Raw genomic sequence first — 24,596 nt, forward strand, 5'->3', positions numbered from 1 at the left:
CTATGAAGAAAGTTGTATTGTTTGCATTATGTGTCCCTGCATTTCTAGCTTCTTGTAACCAAGGGGCTAAAAGTAATGACAGTCTGCAGGCGCAGAATGATTCATTGATGCTTGAATTGTCAAACCGTGATGCGGAGCTGGATGAGATTATGGGCTCTTTCAATGAGATTCAGGAAGGGTTTCGGGAAATCAATGAGGCTGAAAACCGTGTGGACCTGAGTGAGGGGACTATCGAAAGCCAGTCTAGTGCAGATAAGATTAAAGAAGACATCCGTTTTATCAGTCAGAAACTGCAGTCCAACCGTGAAGAAATTGCCCGTCTGGAAAAACAGTTGAAAAACAGTAATTACCAGTCGGCACAATTGAGAAAGGCTATTAAGAACCTGACAGCCGAACTTGAAGCAAAACAGAAGCAGATCGAGACATTGCAGGCAGAACTGGCATCGAAGAATATCCGTATAGCTGAGTTGGATGAGGCTGTTGCCGACTTGAACAAGAACGTTGATGAGCTGACTGCAGAAAATGAAGCCAAGACTCAGACTGTGGCTGTTCAGGACAAGGCTTTGAACACAGCATGGTATGTGTTCGGTACAAAGTCGGAATTGAAAGACCAAAAGATATTGAAGAGCGGTGAAGTCTTGAAGAACAATGAATTCAATAAAGATTATTTCACTGAGATAGATATCCGTAAGGATAAGGAAATCAAACTCTATTCCAAGCGTGCAGAGTTGTTGACCACTCATCCTACCGGTTCTTATGAGCTGGTTAAGGATGACAAGGGGCAGCTGACGTTGAAGATTACAAATCCGAACCAATTCTGGAGTGTATCACGTTATCTGGTTATACAGGTACGATAAACAAGTTGGGTTTCCGGATAGTAGGAAATAGAACGGGGAAAATGGGATTTCTGTTTTCCCCGTTTTTTTATCCGGTTGATAAAAACTGTTGAAACTGCAATAAATAGTGTTGCATTAGTTGTTTATGGCTTATTTTTTGTATATTTTCATACGGTAAACTGAAAAACGGAGGATTTATGAAAATAATTTGATGGATATGCCTGCTTTTGGTCTTTGTGTTGGGATATCAGGATTTACTGGCTCAGAAAAAGACAAAGGAGGAAAAGAAGCAGGAGATGAAAGAATTGGTAGAACGTTCGGTCAAAGCACATACCTTTAAAATAGATGCGTCGATAGCATATCCGATGCGAGGACGCAGTATCCCGCTGACCGGCAGTTATTCGCTTGAATTGAAAAATGACTCGGCCGATGTCTATCTTCCCTATTATGGCCGTGCTTATAATATACCTTATGGTGGTGGAAAGGGACTGGTATTCAAGGCTCCGGTAAAGGATTTCACTACAGATTTAGGTAAAGGGAAATATACCGTTACTTTTTCGACATCCAATGATGAGGACACTTTTGATTTTGTAGTCAAGATATATGATGGCGGTAGTGCCAATATTTCGGTTACAATGAGAAACCGGACTGCAATCAGTTATTCGGGTTCGTTGGATGCAACCGGCTTGCAATGAAAATACTCTATCTTTGTATTGTATTAATTTTAGAACGGATGGAAAATAATCAATGTTATATAGATCGGTTGGAGAAAAAAGGTGTTAAGCCTACCGCTGTGCGTATCCTTGTATTGAAAGCCATGGTGGAAGAGAATAGAGCTATGTCATTACTCGAGTTGGAAATGAAGTTGGAGACTGTTGACAAGTCGACCATTTTCCGTACTTTGAGCGTTTTTCTTGCCCATCATGTAGTCCATGATATTGAAGATGGAAGCGGCTCTGTAAAATATGAAGTGTGTTGTGGTGAGGATTCATGCAGTATAGACGACATGCATATTCATTTTTATTGTGAAGTCTGTCATCGTACCTATTGTTTCCATTCATTGCATATCCCGGTTGTGAAGTTACCGGAAGGTTTCGATATGCATGGAATCAATTATATGATTAAAGGAGTCTGCCGGATGTGTTCCGGTAAAAAGGTGTAATTCACAACGGCAGATCTGCTTTCTTTCCGTTTGATGATTGCATATTTCCCATTGGAATACCTGGTCATTATATTGTAACGTCCGGTCTATCTCCTGGGCAAGTGGCTTGGAATCATCTTCACCGGTCAGTACTTTGTATATTTGTGCTGCAATGATTTTTGCCCCATCTTTGTTGGGATGTACTCCGTCCTGATATTTTTGCGGGTAATAGGGAAGCATGGCTGCGTAAAGATCAATGACTGGCAGATGTTCTTCGGCTGCAACTTCCTTGATGTAGGGGATTATCTTGTGATAGATAATACTGTCGTTGATACCCCACTCTTTGTTATTCCCTGGAATGGGTAGACAAAGATAAATTCGGGGGTGAGAAGAAAGAGATTGGAATTTGTGTATCAATGTCTTCAAGTCATTCTTGAATTCTGCGTGGTGGACCCAATTCTGGGGTTTCGAGTCGTTAGTCCCTAGTTTGATAGTTACTATATCCGGTAGAAAAGCCTGTGCTTCTTCGAATTTCTGTTCTTTCATGTATGGACGGTTACCTTTCAGCATCAGGGTCCGGGCGCTGAGTCCGAAGTTCCGGACATCATATTTCTCGCCCAACAGGTCCTGCAGGATGCTGGGATAACTTTCTGATTTCGGATCTGCAAGTCCGTATCCTTCTGTAATGCTATTTCCGACGCATGCAATTCTGACTTTTTGAGTTGTCTGGGAAAATGCAAGAGACGGAAATAGCAATAGTAAGGCTATCCAGCATATGTTTCTGACTAAATTGATATTCTGATGAATTTTAAGAGAGTAAACTGTAACAAGTGTGTTAGGCATAATATTATGGATTTTAATCGCAAATATAATATTTATCTGCTACAGAATAAGACACTTAAAATTTTATTTTTCAAAATTTGATGCTGGACTTTCGGTTCATTTCAATCCAATACTATCAGTTCATATTTCTGGCTTCCCATGCCAAGTGATGCAGCATGGTCGAGAGTGTGCATGCCGTGGCGTGAATCAATCCGTTCTATCAGATGGATTTTACCGTGATCATCGGATGAACGTACCAGGTCTGTGCAGGCACGGTCGAGGGCTACAGGGTCGAGTGAGGCCAGAATACCTATATCTCCCATTTGTGGATCGGCCGGTGAAGAGTCGCAGTCACAGTCTACAGAAAGATTGTTGGCTACACTGATATAAATGATATTTTCTCCACAATGGTCGGCAACAGCTTTGGCTGCTTCGGCCATTGATTCCAGAAAATCATCCTGAGCTGGACTACCCCAACTTGTTGTACTGGTTCCTGCAGAATGGATGAGCCGTTTGCCATTGGATGAAGCTATTCCGATAGACATGTTTTTGATTGCACCTCCGAATCCTCCCATGGCATGTCCCTTAAAGTGAGAAAGGACGATGGTAAAATCATAGTTCAGGAAATTCTTCCCTACTATGTCTCGGGTGAGATGTTTCCCTCCTTTTACAGGAAGTTCCGTTTCGCCTTCCGCATCCATGATGTCAACGGGAGCGATAGCCGTAAATCCATGGTCGGCTGCAGCTTTCAAGTGGCTTTCCGTATCCGAACGTCCTCCTCCGTAGGCGGTATTACATTCTACTATGGTACCGTTTACTTTCTGTACCAGCCCTTTGATGAGTTGGGGGTTCAGGAAATTGTGTCCTCCCGGTTCTCCTGTCGAGAGTTTTACTGCCACTTTCCCTTTAGCTTCCCTTCCCAATACTTCATAGATCTTGACCAGATTCTCCGGCGAGATTTCTTTGTACAGATAGACTTTGGGTTTTTCTGCATCTGTAGATAAAGACCCGTTTTGTGAAGTTTCCTGGTTGCTTTGTGCATTGGCGCAACCGAATGTAGCGAACAACATTGTCCACATGATTGTCATGATACTTTTTTTCATATGAGTGGGGTATTGATGTGTTCTCTAGAAATTGACATTGATTCCTGCCATGACTGTAGCGCGCGGCATGGGGTAACCGGCATTGATTTCGTATTTCTGTGCCAATAGATTTTCTCCACGTGCCCAAATGTCGAGCCAACGGGATATACGGAACGAGGCACGTATGTTCCATAATACAAAGTCTTCTGTCATTACAGGTTCTGTCTGTGTATAAAGTCCGGAAATATATTGTATTCCGGTAGACAGATTCCAGCGTGCGTACGAAAAATTAGCGCTGGCATAGAGTTTATGTTCTGGAGCGGCGACAACAGGTTCTTTCATGTGGAGGTAGCTGTAGTTTCCGTCTATTGACCAGTGGCGGTCAATGCGGTAGGCAGCCGATATTTCAACGCCGGAATTTTCTATCTCCCCTGAATTCTGGTTGAGCATACCGCTTCCGTTCGGGTTGGGAAGTGTCAGTATCAGATTTTTACCGTCAATATAGAACAGATTCACTCCATAATTCAGCCGGCCTTCCAGCAGCCGTTGTGAAAAGGCAAGTTCATAGTTCCACATCGATTCAGGCTGCAGATCGGGATTTTGTGGCGGGAACATGTACATTTCCCTGAGGATGGGATAGCGGAATCCTTTGGAGGCTGAAGCTTTCAATTCTATGTCATGCGGCAGATGAAAGGCTACTCCTGCCTGCGGTACCCATTCTGTGCCCACCCGTGAGTGATGGTCAATCCGGATTCCGGCATTGAAGGTAAGCCATGTATTTATGTCTTGTCTCAAATCGATGTAGCCGGCCATTTCATCTTCATGTTTGTCTACCAGGCCGGATATGGTGCCCATGTTTTCGCCGCTTACATATTCATTCCAGGCCCGGCCACCATAACGGAACCAGTCAAGTCCCAGTGTGATACGGTTGCCTTTGAAAAATTGTGTACTTTGATATAATGAAATTCCCATCATGTTGTCGTTTGAGAGGAACCGGTCATCTTGAGGTCCTTCTCCTTCTGATGGAGTATAGCCGTCATTTATCCAATGGTCTCCCCAGTTGTAGAAGAAACTGAGAGCTCCGGACGTCTTTTCATACTTATTTTCTATGGCAAATGAAGTCATTCCCCGGGTGATACGTTGGTCTCCGTCGAGTAATGGGGCGTTTACCGGACCCGGATAGGACGCATTGAAATGGGTTATGTTCACATCGCCACGCAGGTTCCACGTGTCTGTTATTTCATAGCCTAATTTTGCATAACCTCCGTATTGTTCGAATTCCATATCTGCCCGGTGTCCGTCAGTCCGGTTATAGGAGCCTGAGATGACACTTGAAAAACGTCCTTTGCGGATGCGGTTTGTCAGTTCGGTCTCTAATGTGTTATAGGAACCGTAACCGGCATGGAAATTGGTGTTTACACCATCTTCCTGCATCTTGCGGGTAACAATATTCACAACTCCTCCCATGGCGTTTGATCCATAGAGAACAGATGCGGGGCCTCTTAGCACTTCTACCCGTTCGGCCAGGAATGACTGGTATGCATCGGATATCGGATGTCCGAATATACCGGCATATTGCGGATGTCCGTCAATCATAACCATCAGTCTGCCAGAACCACCGCTCAACCCACGGAGGGAAATACTACCGGCTGCACCGTTTGAAACACCATATCCCATAATTCCTCTCGAGGTGACAAACAGCCCAGGTATCTGTTCGGTAAGTACGGGTAATAGAGAAGGCTGAAGGGAGTTTTCTATTTGAGAACGGCCTATAATTGAAACGGTCTGTGAAAGATGCCGTACATCTGTTTCTTGCCGTGTTCCGGTAACTACCACTTCGTCTATTCTGTAGGTCTTGTCTGTAGTCAGTGTATCATGTAGCAGTTCCTGCCCCATTCCCATATAGCTGTTTAGGCAACATATGAGAACAGGAAGATATATCTTTTTCATTTGGATTAATTATGTGTTTTTGAATTATTGAAATACTTTCTCATGACAAAAATACATAATCTCTTTATTTTATGATATACCAGAAATACAGATTCTCTTCCCCAAATTATGGATATCTGTTGATCTTTAAGTCTTTTATGTGTTAGAAAATATGTTTCTATCGGAAAGAAAACAGACTTTATCTGTCAAATATATTTATTCATTCGTAAATTCCGTTCTGATAATCCGACAGGTATTGCGAGCATGTCTTGCCAGTCTGCTGTTTGAAGAAGCGCATCAGATGACTGGGGTCGGAAAAGTGGAATTCATCTGCCAACTGGCTTACGTTGCGGCCGGAGAATAGCAACTCATTTTTCAGTTCCTCCAACAAGCGTTGTTTGAGTAGATGGGAGGCAGATACGCCGAACTGCGCTATTACGGAATTGTTTAGCGTGATGCGGCTTACGTGGAGCATATCGGCATACTCCTGGACACGTTGTAACTTGTGGATATGTTTTTCTAGCAAGTCTTTGAACTGAAATGCATAATTGTTTTTCGGTATCTCGACAGGCAGACGATAGGCTTTGGCATATGCCCGGTTGATAATCACTAACAGATAATAAAGAACAGATACAATAAGGTTATAGGTATCCACCACCGGATGTAGCAGTTCTTGTTTTATCTTTCCTAAAAGGTGCATATATTCCGCCAGTTCTTCTGGAGCAGCAAACAGATATGGAGGCGTGTCGGTCTGGTAATAATACAGCAGGCGGTACACGAAAAACTTGTCGGCAATGAACGTGCGCATAAAGTCTTCGCGGAAGATAAGAAAGGTGTAGTCCAACCCTGCTTCGTTTACGTGCCATTCCTGTTGCTGATGAGGCGACAAAAGCAGCACCATATTATCCCGTAACCCTACTTTGCGGAAGTTCAGCAGTACATATCCGTTGGCACGACGAAAGAAATAAAAACTGAAAAAATCCGTTTTGAACGTTCTATACTCGGTCAAGACACCGCAAATATCCTTGCTCTCACCTGTGTTGATGTAGAAATCCACGCCGCACTGCGTTTTGCTGAATGGAACGTTGACCAGCCTTTCAGGATTGACTATCGCTTTCATTTCTCTTGTTTTTGCTTTTTGCAAAAATACACATTCTTTTATCAAAATGGCATATCTTTACTTTGTTTTGGTATAAGACCTTCTTGTTATTATCCCGACTTTTGTAACTGTAATAATAACTTTAATCATATTCTTAAGATGAAGAAAATTTTCTTTTTATTTCTTGCAAGTTTAATGACTGTTACGATGGTGAATGCACAAAATACCGTGCGCCTGATTCGTAATGCGACGCTTAAAATACAATATGGTGGTAAAATAATTCTTTTAGATCCTCTATTGGGTGAAAAAGGAAGTTCGGTATCTGCGTTGAAAGTAAATAAAAATCCGCGCGTCCACCTTTCCATGCCTGTAATGGAAATACTCGAGAATCTGGATTGTGTGTTACTGACTCATGTACACATTGATCATTATGACGATGCGGCAAAGAAGCTGATCTCTAAATCAATGCCTTGGTATGTGCAACCGGCCGATTATGATTCGGTAGCGGTAAAAGATAAATTTATACATACAACAGCCATAGTGGATAGCATACAAACAGGTGATCTGACAATTGTATGTATTACAGGCTCTCATGGAAGAGGGAAATTAGCGGAAATGATGGGGGCTTCTTCTGGTTATGTACTCAAAGCCAAAGGGCAACCTACACTTTACATCATGGGAGATTGTGTATGGAACGAAGCAACCCAAAAGGCCGTGAAACAACATAGCCCTGCATACATCGTAGTAAATAGTGGTGGGGCCATCTTACCTCCATTTTCCAAGACCGATGGCCCTATTATCCCCGATGAGGAGGAAGTGATGGCGATGCTCGACGCACTTCCCCCACACATCAAACTGATAGCCGTGCACATGGATGCCATTGACCATTGCCAGACAACGCGCGAAATTCTGCGTAACGAAGCTCGCCATCAGGGGGTGGATATGAGCCGACTGATTATACCGGAGGATGGAGAAAGGATTACATTATGAGTGTCTGCATCAAATCCCTGATAAAGAATATGAACATAGTGGTAGGCTGCTCCATTGGGTGTAGCTACTGCTATGCCCGTAACAACTGCCGTCGCTTCCATATCATAGACGACTTTTCCGTACCGGAATATATGGGACGTAAGCTGCACATCATCGACACGATCAAACCTCACGTATGGCTGATGACCGGAATGAGCGACTTCTCTGACTGGAAGCCTGAATGGAATGCGGAAATTTTCAGGCGAATAAAAAATAATCCGCAACACGCTTATATCTTTCTTACGAAACGTCCGGATAAAGTTTGTTTTTCTACAGATGATGAAAATGTCTGGATGGGTGTGACCGTTACGCGCGGTTCCGAAAAAAAGAGACTGGACGATTTGAGAAGAAATATCAAAGCCAAACACTACCATGTCACTTTTGAGCCTATATTCGATGAAATCGGTGAGATAGACCTCGAGGGTATCGACTGGATTGTCATTGGTACGGAAACAGGACATCGGAAAGGCAAGGTGGATGCCCGTCCCGAATGGGTACTTCATATTACCGAACAAGCTAAAACACAGGGAATCCCTGTGTTTATGAAAGAAGATTTGCTGCCTATAATGGGCGAAGGAAAGATAATTCAAGAACTGCCTGCACAATTTATTGAACGCATACGATGAATATTGAAACAATTAAGAAAATAGATGTACAGAGCATTATGACAAAATCTACGTTGCCGGTTGGCGGATATTCGGTCAATCCTTACGTAGGCTGTCCTCATGCCTGCAAGTATTGCTACGCATCATTTATGAAACGTTTCACAGGGCATCCAGAGCCGTGGGGTGCGTTTCTGGACGTGAAGATCTGGAAACCGATAACGAATCCGCATAAATATGACGGTGGACGTATTGTGATAGGTTCCGTGACGGACGGTTACAATCCGTATGAAGAACAATTTCGCCGTACCCGTAAATTACTTGAAGAATTGTGTGGAAGCAATGCCGAAATTATGATATGCACGAAGTCCGACCTCGTGTTGCGCGACTTGGACCTGTTGAAGCAGTTCTCTAAAGTCACGGTTTCGTGGTCGGTCAATACACTGGATGAGGATTTTCGTAAGGATATGGACAACGCCGTGAGTATAGAACGTCGCTTGAAAGCGATGCGTCAAGTTTATGAGTCAGGTATCCGTACTGTATGTTTTGTGTCGCCCATTTTTCCGGGATTAACTGATGTGAAGGCGATTATCGAAGAAGTAAAGGGATATGCCGATTTAATCTGGCTTGAAAATCTGAATCTGCGCGGACAATTCAAAGGAGGGATAATGACGTATATCCGTGAGAAACATCCTGAACTTTTTCCGTTGTACGAGGAAATATACAACAAGAAAAGGCTTGATTATTGGCAGGCATTGGAGCAGGACATATCCCGGTATGCACAAACGAAAGGTTTTCCCTATCGAGTGAACGATTTGCCTTACGGACGCTCTGAGAAAGGGAAACCGGTGATTGTCAACTATTTCTATCACGAGAAAATCAGGCTGGGCCGATAAGATTAGAAAATCAAATACGGTGTTGCAGGGCATTCATTCGTTCCTGGCAACACCGTATTTCCGTTCGAATACTTCCGTATTCTGGTTGCCCCATTCAATCATGGAGTCGATAATCGGAATCAGGCTGCGCCCCAAATCAGTCAAGGCATATTCTGTCCGCAAAGGTACCTCATGGTACGTGGTTTTGGAAACGAGTCCGTCTTCTACCAGCTCCTTCAACTGGATGTCGAGTACTCGGGGAGTCGCTTCCGGAAAGAGTTTGTGCAGTTCGCTGGGCCGCAATGATTTATGCCTCAGCTCATCCAGCATACACGATTTCCATTTGGAGTCTATCAAACTCATGGTCAGTCGGAGCGGGCACTCCAAGTCTACGGGTATTTTTCTTTCGTACATAGTTTATAAGGAGTAAATAACTACATTATTGCAAAGATAATGATAACTTCCGGAATATATGTATACCGAATAATTTTTCGGTGAGTGAATAAATTTTCGGTACTTGTGTGAGTCACTTCCATCGTATACATTTGCGGCATTATAAATGCTTAAATTATGGACTATGAGAGCAAGTATAGAAGAGTATAAAGCTGTGGAAGAGGCAGCCTTGAAATTTGTGAAGAGTGTGGCTGAAGGTAATAGCCGTTATGCCAAAGAGTTGTTTATTGACGAAGCTGTCCTGTTCGGTTTCCTGGACGGAAAGCTGGAGCATGGAAGCATCGAACAGTTCTATAGAAATGTAGATACGGTCAGTGCGGGTAAGGAGTTTAAGGCCCGTATTGATATTGTAGACATTGAAGAGACCCTTGCCGTGGTGCGCGTGCTGGAAGAAAAATGGGGAGGACGCATTGATTTTACCGATTATCTTCTGCTGATGAAGATGGACGGGGAGTGGAAATGTGTGGCTAAGGCTTATAATCAGAATTCAGATACTATTCAAAAATAAGGAGGATACCCTATGAAAATTACAGTGATTACCGGAAGCCCGCGGAAAAAGGGAAACAGTTTTGCCATGACTGAGGCGTTTGTAAAAGCCGCCGAACAGCGTGGGCATACTATCCAGCGTTTTGATGCTGCTTTTTTGAAAATTGGTGGCTGTCATGCTTGCATGACGTGTTACAAGACAGGAAAAGCCTGCTCTTTCGACGATGACTTTAATCTTATCGCCCCCGCCATATTGGAATCGGATGCGGTGGTTTTTTCCATGCCAGTATATTGGTATTCCATTCCTGCACAGATCAAAGGTGTCATTGACCGTTTGTTCTCGCTTGTAGTGGGTGGAAAGGACATTGCCGGAAAGAAATGTGCCTTGATTACTTGTTGTGAGGAGGAAGATCCTACCGTAATGGATGGTGTTCGTATTCCTTTGGAACGTTCGGCCGCTCTGCTGAAATGGGACATGGTAGGAGAGGTGTTGATACCTGGTGTATTGAACGAAGGAGAGATTGAGAAAACTGACGGTTGCCGACAGGCTGCCGCATTGGGCGAAAAATTCTGATCTGTTTTCGGCTTATATCCGTTGCAGGATACGGGTTCTATCTTTAATGAAGAAATGAAGCCTCTACCTGCAACGGATATTTTTTTACCCAGTTTCATGATACAAAGGCTTCCGTGTGGAGGATTATATATTTTTATCAGAATTATATACTTTTATCGGCCGATTCATTCTGTCGGTCTTGAAGGATATCATTCATTTGTTCCTTTGCCCACTGTATCAGAGAATTTAAATGTGGAAGCAAGGATTTCCCACGGGAGGTCAGGGAATATTCTACCTTTGGAGGAATTTGCGCATACACTTTCCGGCTGACAAGTCCGTCTTCTTCCAGTGTACGGAGTGTGACTGTCAGCATTTTCTGGGAGATGTCTGGAATCATGCGGTGAAGTTCGCCGAAACGCATCACCGGAAATTGTTCTAAAGTAAAAATAATCAGGATGGACCATTTGTCGCAGATACGGGCCAGAACATTCCGGATCGGACAGTTTTTTATGTAAAAATCTTCACTCAGTTTGTTTTTATCCATAGGGTTGCTTTATACGGTTACTTTACAAAAGTAAATATAAATCGGATGTGATGCAAACTTCCTGTTTCCTAAAAATCATATGAAACAATAATGTGATTGTATTATTTCAATATATTCTTTTTATATTCAGTGGGTGACATTCCGGTATGCTTCCGGAAGCTCCTGTTGAAGTGGGAAAGAGATTCGAAACCACATTCCAGGCATAGTTGTGATATGTTGATGTCTTCTGCGGCTAACAGTTTGCAGGCATATCCGATGCGCATATCGAGTATATATTCTTTCAGAGTCTTGTCTGTATTGGCTTTGAAATAGCGACAGAAGGCGGCCGGGTTCATTGCGGCAAATGATGCTATTTCATTCAGAGTGATAGTCCTGGTGTAGTTTTTATGCAGGTAAGCGATGATTTTTTCAATCTTTTTATCTTTAAACGTTTCCGATGTCGGGGCGTAATTGGGGGATGCCGCCATTTTCCTTTCGTTGCATCCGGTCAATGCTTCCAGCAGGGAAAGTATCAGAATGATTTGGGATATACCCTGGCTGTCAGGAATCTGTCTGATGGTCTGTTGGATAGATGGGTATTTCTTCAAAGAAAAACAGATGCCACGCTGGCTTTCTTCCAGCATATGTTGGATGGGAAGGAACTGGATGTAATGTGAGAAGGAATATTGCATAAAATCTTTTTCAAGCTGGATAATCACTCCTTTTACCCGTAGTGAAGGATCTGTTTCGTAAGCTGCTGCACTTTGCATGCAATGGGGTAGGTTGGGACCGGCTAGAATCAGTGTTGCATCGAAATAAGGGATTACGCTATCGCCTATCAGGCATTGTCCGGATCCTTTTTCAATATAAACCAGTTCGTACTGGCTATGGAAGTGCCAAGGGTATGTGAATGCATGATAGTCGTAACTTCGGGCCTTGATGGGATTGGTGCTGGTTACCGGAAGTTGCTCATTGAGGATTTTTTTCATATTTTGTAATTCACTTTTGATTTTCGCAAAAATACGCAATATTTCTGCAAAAATACGCATATAACTAGATTGGTTTCTATATTATTTTTGCCACAGAAACCTAATAAACAAAATAATATATGAATGACATGTTTGATATATCCGGGAAGGTAGCGTTGGTTACTGGCGGATCTGGTGTTTTAGGCAGTAATATTGCAGAAGGGTTCCTCCGTGCGGGAGCAAAAGTGATTATTATAGGTGCTCATCAGGAGCGTGTAGACAAGGCTTTGGAGCATTTGAAGACGATAAGTGATTCTGTATGGGGAGTAGCTTGTAATGTTCTTGATATGGAAAGCCTCCAGGCCGTAAAGGACAAGATATTGGCCCAATGGGGTAGAATTGATATTCTGGTCAATGCTGCGGGAGGTAACATTCCGGGAGGAACATTGACTGTCGACCAGAATATTTTTGACATGAAGGTAGCCGATTTGAACAAGGTGGTTGATTTGAATCTGTATGGTTCGGTTTATCCGTGTCTGGTGTTTGGTGAAATCATGGCCAAGCAGCAGTCGGGCAGTATCGTAAATGTTTCTTCCATGGCTGCATACGAGTCGATTACCCGTGTTCCGGGTTATTCTATGGCGAAGAGTGCTGTTGAGAACTTTACCCGCTGGCTGGCTCAGGAAATGGCTATCAAATTCAGTGAGAAGATCCGCGTAAATGCTATTGCTCCGGGATTCTTTATAGGTAACCAGAACCGGGCTATTCTGATTAATCCGGACGGTTCGCTGACTGACCGCAGCAAGAAGGTCATAGCAAAGACTCCGATGAAACGTTTCGGAGATATTTCTGAATTGAACGGAGCTGTACAGTTCTTGTGTAGTGATGCTGCCAGTTTCGTTACAGGTGCTGTCCTTCCGGTCGACGGTGGTTTCAGTGCATTCAGTGGTGTATAAAAGAAAGGAGATTTTTGCGTTATGATGGAAAAAACTTGGAGATGGTTTGGAAAGAAAGATAAGATTACGCTTTCTATGTTGCGGCAGATTGGAGTGGAAGGGATTGTTACCGCTTTACACGATGTCCCGAACGGAGAAATCTGGACAGAAGAAGCCATCAATGATTTGAAGTCTTATATTGAATCATATGGTCTGAGATGGTCGGTGGTGGAAAGTCTGCCGGTCTGTGAAGCGATCAAATATGCCGGACCGGAACGCGACCATCTGATTGAGAACTATAAAATCAGTCTTGCCAATTTAGGAAAATGCGGCGTGAAGACGGTTTGTTATAATTTTATGCCAGTCATAGACTGGGTCCGTACCGATTTGCAGCATCCTTGGCCCGACGGAACCTGCTCCCTTTACTATGATCGTGTCCGTTTTGCCTATTTCGATACGATGATTCTGAAACGTGAAGGTGCTGAAAAGGACTATACTGAAGAGGAATTGCGTAAGGTGGCCGAACTGGACAAAGTCATAACAGAGGCTGAGAAGGATGAACTGATCGATGCTATCATTGTCAAGACTCAGGGATTTGTCAATGGAAATATTCGTGAAGGCGACAAGAATCCGGTTGCTATATTCAAACGTCTGCTGGGATTATATAAAGGCATCGATCGTGATGCTTTACGTGAGAATATGCGGTATTTTCTAGCTGCCATTATGCCTGTGTGTGAAGAATATGGTGTAAATATGTGTGTACATCCGGATGACCCTCCGTTCCAGATTCTGGGTCTTCCACGTATTGTAACCAATGAAGAAGATATTGCCTGGTTCCTGAATGCGGTTGATAATCCACATAACGGACTTACTTTCTGTGCCGGTTCCTTGAGTGCTGGCGAACATAATGATACACGTGAACTGGCGAAGAAATTTGCCCGCCGTACTCACTTTGTCCATTTACGTAGTACTGCCGCTATGCCGGGAGGTAATTTCATTGAAAGTTCCCATTTGGAAGGAAGAGGACATCTTATAGACCTGATCCGTATTTTCGAACAGGAAAAGCCAGGATTACCTATGAGAGTAGACCATGGTCGTCTGATGTTGGGCGATGAAGATAAGGGATACAATGCCGGGTATTCATTCCACGGACGTATGCTTGCCTTGGCTCAGGTAGAAGGCATGATGGCTGTAGTTGAAGATGAAATGAAGCGGGGAATCAAGTGCTGATTCTTCCTGTAGGATATGAAAAATGACGGACTGTCTGTTTCGTGCGATGAAACAAGATATGTCCGTCATTTTTGTCTATGATAGTTTGTCACATTTACAGGTCTAATGGGATACCGCGGTAGAAATCCAATATCTTGGTCCGGAAAATATAATCGTATTTGGCTTGTAAACGGTCGGAAACGGCTTTCAACCAAATGGTGCGTGCTTCGTTGTATTCTGTACCGTTGGCTTTCCCATATGCATACTTCTCTTTCATCAGGTCGAACGATGCTTTGGCGGCTTCATCGGCTACACGGCTGCTACGGTATTGTGTTTCGGAACTCAACGCATTATAATAAGCCTGTTGGATTTCTTTGTAGAGTGTCTTTTTACTTTCTTCCAATTGCCAGTTCAGTGTAGTTTGTTGGATCCGTGCACTACGGACACGGTTGCGTGTCGAAAAACGGTTGAATATGGGAATACTCAGTGACAATCCTACATACTGGCTGAAATTATCCTTAAGCTGCGATCCGAAATTTCCGTTTTCTCTGCCTGATACGTTATAATAGTTCGTACTGATTCCAGCTCCCAGATTCAATTGTGGATAGTATCCGCTTTGGGCTATGCGGATACTTTTTTGGGCACCTTCCAGACGATATTGTGCGGCTTTGATGGATGGTTTGGTCAGAACAGCTTCAGCATAGATGTCAGTGGGTGATATCAGCAGGCTGTTGTTGGATATGGAGTCTATCTGGGGTGATACAATGCTGAAGTTGTCTGGGGAAGACAGTTCCAGTAACTGGCTCAGATCCAATAAAGACAACGTATAGTTATTGTCGGCCTGTACAGCCGAAAGTTCGTCTTGGGCTACACGGGATTTGGCTTCGTAAAGTTCGGCCTCCGAAGCCTTTCCGTTGTTGAAGAATGCCTGTTTCTGTGCCAGCATTTCTTTACTCAGATCTACTTGGCTGTGGGCAACTTTGGCCAGTTCTTCGTTGAACAGTATTTGCAGGTAGGCCGAAGCGATCTGCAGACTGATGTCTTCTTTCGCTTTGTTCAGGTCTTCAATCGCTGCTTTCAGATTCAGTTTTGAGAGTGCAATGTTATTGGTTATCTGAAATCCGGTAAAAAGTGGGATACTGGTTGACAGGCTGAGTCCTGTATTTTGTGTGTTGATGCTTTGATACGTATTGTCCGACTGTAGGCTTCGCCCGAAGTTGAATGAATGTGACATACTTCCGTTCAGATCCGGGAGGCGGCTCCATTGGGCTGTGTTCAGTTCTACGGCACTTTGGTCTCTGGCAGCTTCCTGTTGTTTGATGGTCAGGTTATGCTCGATGGCATATTCGATACATTTCCTCAAATCCCATGCTTCCTGTGCTTGGGCTGAAAATATCGTCAATGCGCTTAGTGCCAATATATATTTGGTTTTCATGATTTCCTGCTCCTTTATGTTATAGATAAATTAAGTGTATGCTATTCTTCTGTTTTCAGGCCACGGACTAATTCATCGGCTTTCAGCCCTTTCTTGATTTCAATCTTGATTCCGTTGCTGATACCGGTTGTGACCTGGCGGCGTTCGAATTTCTGGACAGGAACACTGTCGGTCAGTACATAGACAAAGGTGGAATCTCCTTTGAATTCGAGTGCATTTTCAGGGATACACAGTACATCGTCGGCACGTTGTAGCTCCATTTCTGCGTTGGCACTGTAACCGGAACGGATGGTTACATCTGCAGGGACCTTGATGGCTGCTTTGATTTCAAACTGGTTGGCACCGTTGTTTTCAACGCTTTTTGGTGAAATGTATTCCAGTGTCGCATCGAATTGCATATCCTGTAGCGCTCCTAAGGTAATCTTTACCGGTATGCCTTCGTGGATACGTCCTACTTCAGTTTCATCTACATTGCCCCGGAAAATCAGGTCACTCATGTCGGCGACAGTAGCGATTGTCGTACCGTCGTTGAATGTATTACTCATGATAACCGAATTACCGACCTTGATAGGTACGTCCAGAATAAGTCCGTCAATAGTAGACCGGATCAGAGTACTGCTGAATGAAGCGCTGTTCTTGGTGATACCTTCCTTGACGATTTCCAGATTGTCTTTGGCTGCCTGCAACTCTTCGCGTGCCTGTTTGGCCGCCAGCAGAGTCTTTTCATATTCTTCGTTGCTTACCAGTTTTTTCTGGTGTAGCTGTTCCATTCGTTCCAGGTCGGTTTCAGCCTGTTTGCCATTGATTTCGGCCAGACGGACACGACTTTCTGCAGAGTTGAGTTGTCCCAATTCAGGGATAACCTTAACTTTAGCGATAACTTCCCCTTGTTTTACGGTTTGTCCGGCCTCTTTATATACTTCGGCTATGATTCCCGAAATCTGAGGCTTGATCTCTACTTCATCACGTGGCTCTATCTTGCCGGTAGCAACTGTGGTTTGTACTAATGTGTCTTTTTCAACTTTAGAAACTTCGTATGATGTTTCTTTCGGTTGAGATTTCTGGTAGAGGAAAACGAATGTTCCCACAAATACAAGGCCGATGATGACCAGCGCTGCAATTTTTACATATTTCTTCATAATTGTCTATGGTTTTTCGTTATTTATGGATTGTTCGGGGATTGGGTCTATTCATCACGGATTGCTTCTATCGGTTTGATGGCCATAGCACGATAGGCCGGTGCCAGCCCTGCCAATAGCCCCAGCAATATGAGCAGTATACCTGCCCCTATGGCCTGCCAGAAGCTGATCAGAAAATGTGCGGGTTCAGTAGGCGTAGAAACGACCTGTTCCATGATGTCGAGTAGGAATACAGCAAAGGAGAGTCCGGTCATTCCAGCTATGATGGTCAGTACAATACTTTCCGAAAGGATTTGCATCAATATATCATTGGGCTTTGCACCGATGGCACGGCGTATGCCTATTTCTGTAGTGCGTTCTCTCACCGTTACCATCATGATGTTGCTCACGCCGATAGCTCCAGCCAGTAATGTTCCCAACCCGACCATCCATCCAAGAACACGGATTCCTGAAAACAGATTGTCTATCATGCTGAACATGGCCTCTGCATTAACTTGAATTAGTGCCTGTTCGTCCTCGGGATGGATGAAGTGGGCTTTTTTTACTACTTCTCCTATTTTCTCTTCGACTTCGCTGATAGAGTACCCTTTTTTTGCCGTATAGCACAGCAGTTGTATCTTGTTTCCGAAATTATAGTTATTCTGCATGGTGCTGAACGGGATGGTTACCGTTGTTTCCGAGCGTCCCTGTATGGAAATATTGCCGTTTGCCATGCTGACCCCAATTATCTGGTAGTAAATACCGTTGACTTCGATATATCTGCCACAAGGATTTTCTCCACCAGGGAACAGAGTCTCGTAAATCCGTTTTCCTATGACACATACTTTCCGTTGGTCACGTATGTCCATATCATTGATGAAGCGTCCCATTACAATATCTGGTTCTTCAATTTTCCCGTATTCAGGGTAAAGTCCTTTCAGTGTCCCTGATATCTTTTTGTCCTGGTAGACGGCATTGATTCCCCATCGAGCCAAGGTCGGTGTTACAATATCCACTTCATCTACATTTTTACGGATACGGTCCACATCCAGATTCTCCAAGTCCCAGAAACGTCCTTGTTGGAACCCTTTATAGGCTTTGCTGGTCTGGTTGCTACCCAAGAACCCGGAGTTGGTAGCGAATCCTTGGAATTGCCGGGAAAGGATGTCCTGTAGCCCCTGAGCTCCTCCCATCAAAGCTACAAGCATGAAGATTCCCCAAAAAATACCGAATGCAGTGAGCAGGCTTCGGGTTTTGTTACGCGTGATGGTAACTAATATTTCTTGCCATGTGTCTAGATCAAATCTTTTCATAACTAATCGGCTCTAAGTGCTTCTATAGGTCGGATACGCACTGCTTTGAGTGCTGGAAACAGTCCGGCCAATGTTCCTGCGATGATTAATGTCAGTGTTGCTTCTATGGCGATACTGAGATCAACTGTCGGGTCTTCGAAGAACGTCATGGAATATACTCCCATGTCCATGGTCTGTTTCCCGGCTACTATATTCATATATTCGGTTACTGCAATGCCGGCTACCATACCTATATATCCGAAAAAGGTGGTAATCAACACACTTTCCGAAATGATCAGTTGCAGGATAGATCCTGGTTTTGCTCCCAATGCTTTTCGGATTCCGAATTCATGGGTACGTTCGCGTACTGTAATGAGCATGATATTGCTGACCCCTACAATACCGCTAAGAAGAGTGAAGATACCTATGACCCAGATGGCAATGTGCAAGGTATTTTGTCCGGCTTGTTGCTGAAGGTATTGGGTGAACCGGTTCCATATCCAGATGGCACTTTCATCATCGGCAGCAAAAAGTTTGCTTCTGCCCATCATGGCACGGTATTCATTCATCAGGGTATCGTTGGCTGCTTCACTTTCTACTCCTTCTGTTATGAAGGAGATATTATCAATGCTGTCTCCTTTATTATATACTAGTTGTACTGTAGTAAATGGTACCAGAGCAGAGGGGGAGAATGTATTCTGGTCGGAATAGACTCCTACTACCTGATAGATAGTTCCTTGTGCATTGACATATTTCCCGATAGGATTATCATTGTCCATGAGTTGCTTTACGGTCTTTTCATGTAGGATAATGACTTTTCGTCTTTCGTTCATGTCTTTCAGGTTGATGAAACGTCCTTTTTTCAGGTTGACAGCTTCCAGTTCCGTGTAGTTCGGAAATACGCCGTCAAGTGTGATGCTCACGCTTTCTTTTCCATAATTCAGGTATACACCGCTTTGGCTGACTGTGGCGCCCGATGAGGGAAGACGGTTGGAAAACCTTTGTTCTGCCTGTAGACGGTCCTGGTCTTTCAGGGTAATGTCTCTTCCTTCCTTCAAGCCTTTATAAGGTTTGGATGTTCTTCCAGGGTAGATTTTCATGGAATTCATCTTCATGTTTTCCGATTGTCCTTCGAATGCGTGGATTAGTCCGTTTCCGGCCCCCAGCAGTACAATCAGCATGAATATTCCCCAGGCTACAGCAAAGCCGGTGAGAACAGTGCGCAGTTTGTTGCGCATGATGGTACCATAGATTTCTTGTATAAGGTCAATCATATTGCAGATGAGTTTATTTCATGTAACCGTTTACTCCGAATGGAGATGCATTGTGGTTGATATTGTCTTCTATGCGTCCGATAATTCCATCCTTGATGTGAATGATTTTGTTGGTTTGGTTGGCAACACCGCTTTCATGGGTCACCACTACAATGGTGAGGCCTTCATTGTCATGCAGATCTTTCAATATATTCATCACTTCGATTGAAGTCTTGCTATCGAGGGCTCCTGTAGGTTCGTCGGCCAGAATTATCTGTGGTTTTGATATCAAGGCCCGGGCTATGGCTACCCGCTGTTTCTGCCCGCCCGACAATTCGTTGGGCATGTGGTGTGCCCATTCCTTAAGACCCAGCTTGTCGAGGTATTCCAATGCCAGTTCGTTGCGTTTCTTCCTGTTCACACCTTGGTAGAACAAGGGGAGCGCCACGTTTTCCATGGCGTTCTTGAATGAGATAAGGTTGAATGATTGGAAAATGAACCCGATCATGCGGTTGCGGTATTCGGCGGCACGGGTTTCACTTAGGTCTTTGATAAGTACTCCATTCAGATAATATTCTCCCGAATCATAGTTATCCAGGATGCCTAATATATTTAATAAGGTAGATTTTCCGGATCCTGATGCTCCCATGATGGAAACGAATTCTCCTTTCCCTATTGTCAGATTTATTCCTTTCAATACATGTAGAGGAGCTCCGTTATGGTATGTCTTGTTGATATTTTTAAGTTCGATCATAATTCTGGTTTTTGGTTTTGTCTGTGTAATTTCTATATGCTACTTGTTTAGACGCAGCTAAGGTATAAAAGTTACATTCAACGTTGAAATAAATGATGAAAAATTTGTTCGCTTGTACTCTAATCTGTACATTTGTTGGCACAACTAACCTTTAAATAATATAATGTCATGACAATAAACATGGAGAAGCCGTATGTCGTAGGAATGGATATAGGCGGCACAAATACGGTATTTGGAGTAGTCGATTCACGTGGAAATGTATTGGCTACCGATTCGGTCAAAACCCAGCAATATTCTGATGTCGATGAATATGTCGATGCAGTTTGTAAGAAACTTCTTCCGTTGGTACAGAAAGTGGGTGGAGCCGGTAAGATCAAAGGTTTGGGAATAGGAGCACCTAACGGGAACTATTATAACGGTAATATAGAATATGCAGCCAATCTTCCGTGGAAAGGGATTATACCGTTGGCCGCAAAATTTGAGGAACAGTTGGGAATTCCGACTGCCCTGACCAATGATGCCAATGCTGCTGCTATCGGTGAAATGACTTATGGAGCAGCAAGAGGGATGAAGGATTTCATCATGATAACATTGGGTACAGGTGTAGGTAGCGGTATTGTCATCAACGGTCAGTTGGTGTACGGCCATGACGGTTTTGCCGGTGAATTGGGGCATGTTACTGTAAAGGAAGACGGTCGTCTTTGTGGTTGCGGACGTAAAGGTTGCCTTGAAACCTATTGCTCTGCAACAGGAGTGGCGCGTACAGCCCGTGAGTTTCTGGTGGCACGTTCCGAACCGAGCTTGTTGAGAAATATTCCGGCAGAAGAAATTCAGTCGAAAGATGTGTACGAGGCAGCGCGGAAAGGGGACAAACTGGCTTTGGATGTCTTCAAGTTTACCGGTGAAATTTTGGGAAAAGCTTTGGCCAATTTCATTGCATTCTCCAGTCCGGAGGCGATTGTACTGTTCGGCGGGTTGGCCAAGTCAGGTGATTATATTATGAAACCTATCCAGCAGGCTATGGACGACAATGTATTGCCGGTATTTAAGGGGAAGACCAAGTTGCTGCTTTCCCAACTGAAAGATGCCGACGCAGCTGTTCTTGGTGCCAGTGCATTGGGTTGGGAAGTAAGATGATTATTTATTCCGGCCGATACCGGATGAAGGAAAAGATAAAACATGAAAAGGCGGATTCTGATTCTGGGAATCCGCCTTTTCATGTTTTTGTTACTTGTCGATTCTGAACCAATCGATATCTGCCCAACCGCCGTCATTGGTGACGATGTGTGGACGTGTACAGAATGTCCCTACCTTGGCACCTATCCATTTTCCTTCCCGTACCTGGAATTCTTTTCCCAAGGGCTTGAATTTCTTTCCATTGGTGCTGTAGCTTAACTGGCATTTGACAACCAGATCTGAACCTCCTTCACTTTTGCTTATCTTTTCACCGGTTGTTGTAATCTGAGCTTTCAAATAGATTTCGCCGTTTTTGAGCGGGATGCTTTCGTTTACAGTCTCTTTATTCCCTTTGTCTGCTTTCTTACATTCCACTTGCGACAAGACAAGTCCGTTTTCTGTATTTTCCAGTATGATACCTGCGTAGTCCATTCCCATGACGACTAGTCCGGTGCGCTCTCCTTTATATTTGGCGATGGGGGAGAATTTAAGTTTGACTGTCGCACTGAAGTCGGGTGCAGGAAATTTCTGTAGTAACAGGTTCGGGACATCCCAGAGACTGTTATAGCTTTCACAGACCGGGGCTGAGTAGAGACGGAGCATACCGTGTTCCTTGTCGGCGAAGTACCATTTGTCATCAATGTTCCCGTTGAACTGCCATTGTAATCCCAGTTCGTTATTGTCGAATTCGTCACTTTCCTGTGGGGTGCAGATAGGATAAGTCTTGCCGACATCGGGCTTCTTGTAGGTCAGCACAGGTTCTCCGCAACCGTCACCGTCTTTGTCTTCACCTATGACAGGCCAGTCGTTTATCCATTTCATCGGTTGCAGGTGTACCAGACGCCCGGCGGCTCCTACATCCTGGAAATGTATGAACCAGTCCTCTCCTGAGGGAGTATCTACCCAACCACCTTGGTGCGGGCCGTTAACCGGACTTTTTCCTTGGGCCAGTACCGTGCGCCATTCATAAGGGCCATAGACATCTTTTGAGCGTAGCACTACTTGCCATCCGGTAGGGACACCTCCAGCCGGGTGAAAGATATAATAATATCCGTTACGTTTGTAGAATTTAGGTCCCTCACAAGTCTGGTGAGCTTCGTGTCCGTCGAATATGATACGTGACGGTGATATGGTCTGTGTAGCTTCAGAATTCAGTTCGCATACAGCAATTACGCTCTTGAGACCTGCACGGCTTCCGGCAAATGCATGTGCCAGGTAAACACGTCCGTCATCATCCCATAGGGGAGTTGTGTCAATGATTCCTTTAGCTGCTTTTACCAGAACCGGTTCAATCCAAGGACCTTTTACGTCTTTAGCTTTGGTCATGAAGATTCCTTGGTCGGGATCTCCCCAGAAAATATAGAACTCTCCGTTGTGGTGGCGGATACAGGGTGCCCATACGCGGTTACCGTGCTGTGGGGCGACGTCGGTATGAGGAGCCAGTGAACGTGGTACGGCTACTCCGGCAATAGTCCAGTTCACCAGATCTTTCGAATGAAGAATCTGCAGCCCTGGCAGGCAGCCGAAGCTGGATGAGGTCATATAGTAGTCGTCGCCTACACGGCATACGTCCGGATCGGAATAATCGGCATAGAGGATCGGATTTTTGTAGGTTCCGTCTCCTTGGTCGGCAACCCATACCTTTGAAACATAGTTTTGCGTTTGTGCTGCTACAGGTATAAGACAGTTACCCAAGAGTAGAGAAAAAATAAGAAATGGCTTCATGTTATTTATAGATTAGGTGTTATTTAATGAGTCTTATTTTGATGGGTTGTTCCAGTGTTTTTTTCCATTCACGTACATAGGCAAACCATGCTTCCTGGGTAGAATAGCCGAAAGTTTCCTTGCAGGAGGTGAATGATGTATAATAACGGAATGATGTCTGTCCGGGTGCACTGATGGTATACAGGAAACTTTCCTTGTCGGAGGTCTCCTTTACGACCAGTTTTCGGGGAATGTAAGTGGCCAGTCCTACGGTTTCTTTTTTGTATTTTACCGTATCTTTTACTGGCCAGTCTGTACCCCAACTGGCAACCAGTCCTTCGTGATCCGAGAATTTTCCGGCTTTGCCGGTTATATTCTGAACTCCGGTACAGAATACTTCCTTATCCAGAGGACGGTCGAAAATGGCGTCAATCTGCACGTCACGGTGTCCGGCATATAAGGTGTACCGGTTAATCATGTTCAATTCTGAATTCTGGTATTTCCATCCTCTCACTTCAGCGTCTACAATGGTACGTACCGGGCCGTCTGCTATTATGCGCTGTCCTCGGATAGCAACCGGTTTGATAAAAGTGGATTCTGTGCCGTTCCAGCCTCTCAGAGTACCGGTTCCACAACTGTTGTTGACTAGAATGACATCGTCACCGTAACCTTTTTTCAACTGTTCATCTGTAGGGTAAAACTGGGTGGCTTCTATTTCCAGGCCTTTGTTGAACTTTCCATAAAGATCGGTTGTTTGTTTTTCGTTAAAATAGATCCGGTAGGCAACCAGTTCACTTTCGAATGCTACGCCATGGTGATGTTGTACATTATAAGTGTCATCGTTTCCATCGGCATATATGGCATATCCTCTAGCGTATTTGTTCTTTTTGGACGTACGGAACATCATTTCGGCATATACACGGGCAGGGTATTCTTTTCCACTCTTGTCGGCTGATAAGGTGATGTCCAGGGTCTTTTGTGAAGATGCCGGAAGGTTGATGACAAAGGCCAGTTCATCGGATTTGAAATCACCGTTCAGATCATCTATTTGTGACGGGACTTCCACCTTTCCGTCCATGACTACTGCCGATTTCACGTTGAATTCCGTGCCGATTGACAGGAGATCGATTACGACCGGTTCGTCCGTCTTGGCGGTATTCCATGGATTTTCTATGACAACTTGTATTTTCTTTTCCGTATTTTGTGCAAAGGCGTTGATGCCCCCGGAAATCAGGGCTAGGCAAATAATGGGTAATGTTTTCATAATTGTCTCCGTTAACTAAAGATTAAATGAGAGCTGTTTATGCGACAGGAGGTTGTTA

General features: G+C 44.1%; 25 protein-coding genes. 11 read left to right on the forward strand and 14 right to left on the reverse strand.

Translation table 11 applies throughout. The annotated features are described in order from the left end of the window. The first annotated feature begins 2 nt into the window (after positions 1-2). From BQ7489_RS07410 to BQ7489_RS07420, 3 genes are all read left to right on the forward strand, one after another. Positions 3-857, forward strand: coding sequence for a Cbp1 family collagen-binding glycoprotein adhesin (locus BQ7489_RS07410; RefSeq protein ID WP_072530499.1), 855 nt, complete (start codon positions 3-5; stop codon positions 855-857). A 275-nt stretch (positions 858-1,132) separates the two neighbouring features. Continuing rightward, positions 1,133-1,531, forward strand: a complete 399-nt coding sequence (locus BQ7489_RS07415) for a DUF4251 domain-containing protein (protein WP_083580689.1) — start codon at positions 1,133-1,135, stop codon at positions 1,529-1,531. Between the two features lie 38 nt (positions 1,532-1,569). Continuing rightward, complete coding sequence (locus BQ7489_RS07420; RefSeq protein ID WP_072530501.1) at positions 1,570-1,998, forward strand: Fur family transcriptional regulator; 429 nt, start codon at positions 1,570-1,572, stop codon at positions 1,996-1,998. On the opposite strand, the gene BQ7489_RS07425 is transcribed toward BQ7489_RS07420, so the two are convergent. The 4 genes from BQ7489_RS07425 to BQ7489_RS07440 all read right to left on the reverse strand — a co-directional run bounded on the left by BQ7489_RS07425 (position 1,918) and on the right by BQ7489_RS07440 (position 6,930). Beyond that, positions 1,918-2,820 carry a GDSL-type esterase/lipase family protein gene (locus BQ7489_RS07425; RefSeq protein ID WP_083580483.1) on the reverse strand — a complete coding sequence of 301 codons (903 nt, stop codon included), beginning with the start codon at positions 2,818-2,820 and terminating at the stop codon, positions 1,918-1,920. The two genes, BQ7489_RS07420 and BQ7489_RS07425, sit on opposite strands and share 81 nt — an antisense overlap. 101 nt (positions 2,821-2,921) lie before the next feature. Then, the gene (locus BQ7489_RS07430) at positions 2,922-3,902 is read right to left on the reverse strand and encodes a DUF362 domain-containing protein (RefSeq protein WP_072530503.1); all 981 of its coding nucleotides are present in this window, start codon (positions 3,900-3,902) and stop codon (positions 2,922-2,924) included. A gap of 24 nt (positions 3,903-3,926) precedes the next feature. Next, positions 3,927-5,783 carry a TonB-dependent receptor gene (locus tag BQ7489_RS07435; RefSeq protein ID WP_239496983.1) on the reverse strand — a complete coding sequence of 619 codons (1,857 nt, stop codon included), beginning with the start codon at positions 5,781-5,783 and terminating at the stop codon, positions 3,927-3,929. 247 nt (positions 5,784-6,030) lie between these two features. Further along, complete coding sequence (locus BQ7489_RS07440) at positions 6,031-6,930, reverse strand: helix-turn-helix domain-containing protein (RefSeq protein WP_072530505.1); 900 nt, start codon at positions 6,928-6,930, stop codon at positions 6,031-6,033. A 189-nt stretch (positions 6,931-7,119) separates the two neighbouring features. On the opposite strand from BQ7489_RS07440, the gene BQ7489_RS07445 reads away from it, so the two are divergent. From BQ7489_RS07445 to BQ7489_RS07455, 3 genes are read left to right on the forward strand one after another with little or no spacing between them, the layout of a single operon-like run. After that, positions 7,120-7,899 carry an MBL fold metallo-hydrolase gene (locus BQ7489_RS07445; protein WP_113745281.1) on the forward strand — a complete coding sequence of 260 codons (780 nt, stop codon included), beginning with the start codon at positions 7,120-7,122 and terminating at the stop codon, positions 7,897-7,899. After that, entirely contained in the window at positions 7,896-8,564 is a 669-nt protein-coding gene (locus BQ7489_RS07450) for a radical SAM mobile pair protein A (protein WP_072530506.1), read from the forward strand. Before BQ7489_RS07445 ends, BQ7489_RS07450 begins: the two co-directional genes overlap by 4 nt. Next, positions 8,561-9,436 (forward strand): radical SAM mobile pair protein B, encoded by an 876-nt coding sequence (locus BQ7489_RS07455; RefSeq protein ID WP_072530507.1) that lies wholly within the window; start codon positions 8,561-8,563, stop codon positions 9,434-9,436. The genes BQ7489_RS07450 and BQ7489_RS07455 overlap by 4 nt, the downstream gene beginning before the upstream one ends. Before the next feature lie 33 nt (positions 9,437-9,469). On the opposite strand, the gene BQ7489_RS07460 is transcribed toward BQ7489_RS07455, so the two are convergent. Next, positions 9,470-9,829: a winged helix-turn-helix transcriptional regulator gene (locus BQ7489_RS07460; RefSeq protein WP_072530508.1), complete on the reverse strand. Its 360-nt coding sequence runs from the start codon at positions 9,827-9,829 to the stop codon at positions 9,470-9,472. A gap of 163 nt (positions 9,830-9,992) precedes the next feature. Here BQ7489_RS07460 and BQ7489_RS07465 point away from each other — a divergent pair, with 163 nt between their 5' ends. Then, on the forward strand, positions 9,993-10,376 hold the full coding sequence (locus BQ7489_RS07465; protein WP_072530509.1) for a nuclear transport factor 2 family protein: 384 nt from the start codon (positions 9,993-9,995) through the stop codon (positions 10,374-10,376). A gap of 12 nt (positions 10,377-10,388) precedes the next feature. After that, positions 10,389-10,928: a flavodoxin family protein gene (locus tag BQ7489_RS07470; RefSeq protein ID WP_072530510.1), complete on the forward strand. Its 540-nt coding sequence runs from the start codon at positions 10,389-10,391 to the stop codon at positions 10,926-10,928. A 142-nt stretch (positions 10,929-11,070) separates the two neighbouring features. On the opposite strand, the gene BQ7489_RS07475 is transcribed toward BQ7489_RS07470, so the two are convergent. Both BQ7489_RS07475 and BQ7489_RS07480 read right to left on the reverse strand, forming a co-directional pair. Further along, positions 11,071-11,451, reverse strand: coding sequence for a winged helix-turn-helix transcriptional regulator (locus BQ7489_RS07475; protein ID WP_072530511.1), 381 nt, complete (start codon positions 11,449-11,451; stop codon positions 11,071-11,073). A gap of 101 nt (positions 11,452-11,552) precedes the next feature. Further along, the gene (locus tag BQ7489_RS07480; protein WP_072532063.1) at positions 11,553-12,419 is read right to left on the reverse strand and encodes an AraC family transcriptional regulator; all 867 of its coding nucleotides are present in this window, start codon (positions 12,417-12,419) and stop codon (positions 11,553-11,555) included. A 119-nt stretch (positions 12,420-12,538) separates the two neighbouring features. Here BQ7489_RS07480 and BQ7489_RS07485 point away from each other — a divergent pair, with 119 nt between their 5' ends. Then, positions 12,539-13,354, forward strand: coding sequence for an SDR family oxidoreductase (locus tag BQ7489_RS07485; RefSeq protein WP_072530512.1), 816 nt, complete (start codon positions 12,539-12,541; stop codon positions 13,352-13,354). Between the two features lie 21 nt (positions 13,355-13,375). Beyond that, positions 13,376-14,563, forward strand: coding sequence for a mannonate dehydratase (uxuA, locus tag BQ7489_RS07490; RefSeq protein WP_204352744.1), 1,188 nt, complete (start codon positions 13,376-13,378; stop codon positions 14,561-14,563). Between the two features lie 94 nt (positions 14,564-14,657). Here uxuA and BQ7489_RS07495 read toward each other — a convergent pair whose 3' ends face one another. The 5 genes from BQ7489_RS07495 to BQ7489_RS07515 are packed head-to-tail and all read right to left on the reverse strand — an operon-like array spanning position 14,658 to position 20,394. Then, positions 14,658-15,977 carry a TolC family protein gene (locus BQ7489_RS07495; RefSeq protein WP_072530513.1) on the reverse strand — a complete coding sequence of 440 codons (1,320 nt, stop codon included), beginning with the start codon at positions 15,975-15,977 and terminating at the stop codon, positions 14,658-14,660. Between the two features lie 41 nt (positions 15,978-16,018). Then, complete coding sequence (locus BQ7489_RS07500; protein ID WP_072530514.1) at positions 16,019-17,116, reverse strand: efflux RND transporter periplasmic adaptor subunit; 1,098 nt, start codon at positions 17,114-17,116, stop codon at positions 16,019-16,021. Between the two features lie 47 nt (positions 17,117-17,163). Next, complete coding sequence (locus tag BQ7489_RS07505; RefSeq protein ID WP_072530515.1) at positions 17,164-18,408, reverse strand: ABC transporter permease; 1,245 nt, start codon at positions 18,406-18,408, stop codon at positions 17,164-17,166. A gap of 2 nt (positions 18,409-18,410) precedes the next feature. Then, on the reverse strand, positions 18,411-19,661 hold the full coding sequence (locus BQ7489_RS07510) for an ABC transporter permease (protein WP_072530516.1): 1,251 nt from the start codon (positions 19,659-19,661) through the stop codon (positions 18,411-18,413). Positions 19,662-19,674: 13 nt separating this feature from the next. Next, on the reverse strand, positions 19,675-20,394 hold the full coding sequence (locus BQ7489_RS07515) for an ABC transporter ATP-binding protein (protein ID WP_072530517.1): 720 nt from the start codon (positions 20,392-20,394) through the stop codon (positions 19,675-19,677). Positions 20,395-20,562: 168 nt separating this feature from the next. On the opposite strand from BQ7489_RS07515, the gene BQ7489_RS07520 reads away from it, so the two are divergent. Next, complete coding sequence (locus BQ7489_RS07520; RefSeq protein ID WP_072530518.1) at positions 20,563-21,531, forward strand: ROK family protein; 969 nt, start codon at positions 20,563-20,565, stop codon at positions 21,529-21,531. 90 nt (positions 21,532-21,621) lie between these two features. On the opposite strand, the gene BQ7489_RS07525 is transcribed toward BQ7489_RS07520, so the two are convergent. Continuing rightward, positions 21,622-23,295 carry a glycoside hydrolase family 43 protein gene (locus tag BQ7489_RS07525; RefSeq protein WP_072530519.1) on the reverse strand — a complete coding sequence of 558 codons (1,674 nt, stop codon included), beginning with the start codon at positions 23,293-23,295 and terminating at the stop codon, positions 21,622-21,624. Positions 23,296-23,314: 19 nt separating this feature from the next. Further along, a complete protein-coding gene (locus BQ7489_RS07530) occupies positions 23,315-24,541 on the reverse strand; it encodes a DUF4861 domain-containing protein (RefSeq protein ID WP_072530520.1) in 1,227 nt (408 codons plus the stop codon). Positions 24,542-24,596: the final 55 nt, after the last annotated feature.

Source organism: Bacteroides ilei (assembly GCF_900128495.1).
GTDB lineage: Bacteria > Bacteroidota > Bacteroidia > Bacteroidales > Bacteroidaceae > Phocaeicola > Phocaeicola ilei.

Excerpts from the sequence above, each read along its gene's own strand:
- BQ7489_RS07410 (WP_072530499.1), top strand. The coding sequence starts at position 3 with ATGAAGAAAGTTGTATTGTTTGCATTATGTGTCCCTGCATTTCTAGCT.
- BQ7489_RS07415 (WP_083580689.1), top strand. The coding sequence starts at position 1,133 with ATGAAAGAATTGGTAGAACGTTCGGTCAAAGCACATACCTTTAAAATA.
- BQ7489_RS07420 (WP_072530501.1), top strand. The coding sequence starts at position 1,570 with ATGGAAAATAATCAATGTTATATAGATCGGTTGGAGAAAAAAGGTGTT.
- BQ7489_RS07425 (WP_083580483.1), bottom strand. The coding sequence starts at position 2,820 with ATGCCTAACACACTTGTTACAGTTTACTCTCTTAAAATTCATCAGAAT.
- BQ7489_RS07430 (WP_072530503.1), bottom strand. The coding sequence starts at position 3,902 with ATGAAAAAAAGTATCATGACAATCATGTGGACAATGTTGTTCGCTACA.
- BQ7489_RS07435 (WP_239496983.1), bottom strand. The coding sequence starts at position 5,783 with ATGGGAATGGGGCAGGAACTGCTACATGATACACTGACTACAGACAAG.
- BQ7489_RS07440 (WP_072530505.1), bottom strand. The coding sequence starts at position 6,930 with ATGAAAGCGATAGTCAATCCTGAAAGGCTGGTCAACGTTCCATTCAGC.
- BQ7489_RS07450 (WP_072530506.1), top strand. The coding sequence starts at position 7,896 with ATGAGTGTCTGCATCAAATCCCTGATAAAGAATATGAACATAGTGGTA.
- BQ7489_RS07455 (WP_072530507.1), top strand. The coding sequence starts at position 8,561 with ATGAATATTGAAACAATTAAGAAAATAGATGTACAGAGCATTATGACA.
- BQ7489_RS07460 (WP_072530508.1), bottom strand. The coding sequence starts at position 9,829 with ATGTACGAAAGAAAAATACCCGTAGACTTGGAGTGCCCGCTCCGACTG.
- BQ7489_RS07465 (WP_072530509.1), top strand. The coding sequence starts at position 9,993 with ATGAGAGCAAGTATAGAAGAGTATAAAGCTGTGGAAGAGGCAGCCTTG.
- BQ7489_RS07470 (WP_072530510.1), top strand. The coding sequence starts at position 10,389 with ATGAAAATTACAGTGATTACCGGAAGCCCGCGGAAAAAGGGAAACAGT.
- BQ7489_RS07475 (WP_072530511.1), bottom strand. The coding sequence starts at position 11,451 with ATGGATAAAAACAAACTGAGTGAAGATTTTTACATAAAAAACTGTCCG.
- BQ7489_RS07480 (WP_072532063.1), bottom strand. The coding sequence starts at position 12,419 with ATGAAAAAAATCCTCAATGAGCAACTTCCGGTAACCAGCACCAATCCC.
- BQ7489_RS07485 (WP_072530512.1), top strand. The coding sequence starts at position 12,539 with ATGAATGACATGTTTGATATATCCGGGAAGGTAGCGTTGGTTACTGGC.
- uxuA (WP_204352744.1), top strand. The coding sequence starts at position 13,376 with ATGATGGAAAAAACTTGGAGATGGTTTGGAAAGAAAGATAAGATTACG.
- BQ7489_RS07495 (WP_072530513.1), bottom strand. The coding sequence starts at position 15,977 with ATGAAAACCAAATATATATTGGCACTAAGCGCATTGACGATATTTTCA.
- BQ7489_RS07500 (WP_072530514.1), bottom strand. The coding sequence starts at position 17,116 with ATGAAGAAATATGTAAAAATTGCAGCGCTGGTCATCATCGGCCTTGTA.
- BQ7489_RS07505 (WP_072530515.1), bottom strand. The coding sequence starts at position 18,408 with ATGAAAAGATTTGATCTAGACACATGGCAAGAAATATTAGTTACCATC.
- BQ7489_RS07510 (WP_072530516.1), bottom strand. The coding sequence starts at position 19,661 with ATGATTGACCTTATACAAGAAATCTATGGTACCATCATGCGCAACAAA.
- BQ7489_RS07515 (WP_072530517.1), bottom strand. The coding sequence starts at position 20,394 with ATGATCGAACTTAAAAATATCAACAAGACATACCATAACGGAGCTCCT.
- BQ7489_RS07520 (WP_072530518.1), top strand. The coding sequence starts at position 20,563 with ATGACAATAAACATGGAGAAGCCGTATGTCGTAGGAATGGATATAGGC.
- BQ7489_RS07525 (WP_072530519.1), bottom strand. The coding sequence starts at position 23,295 with ATGAAGCCATTTCTTATTTTTTCTCTACTCTTGGGTAACTGTCTTATA.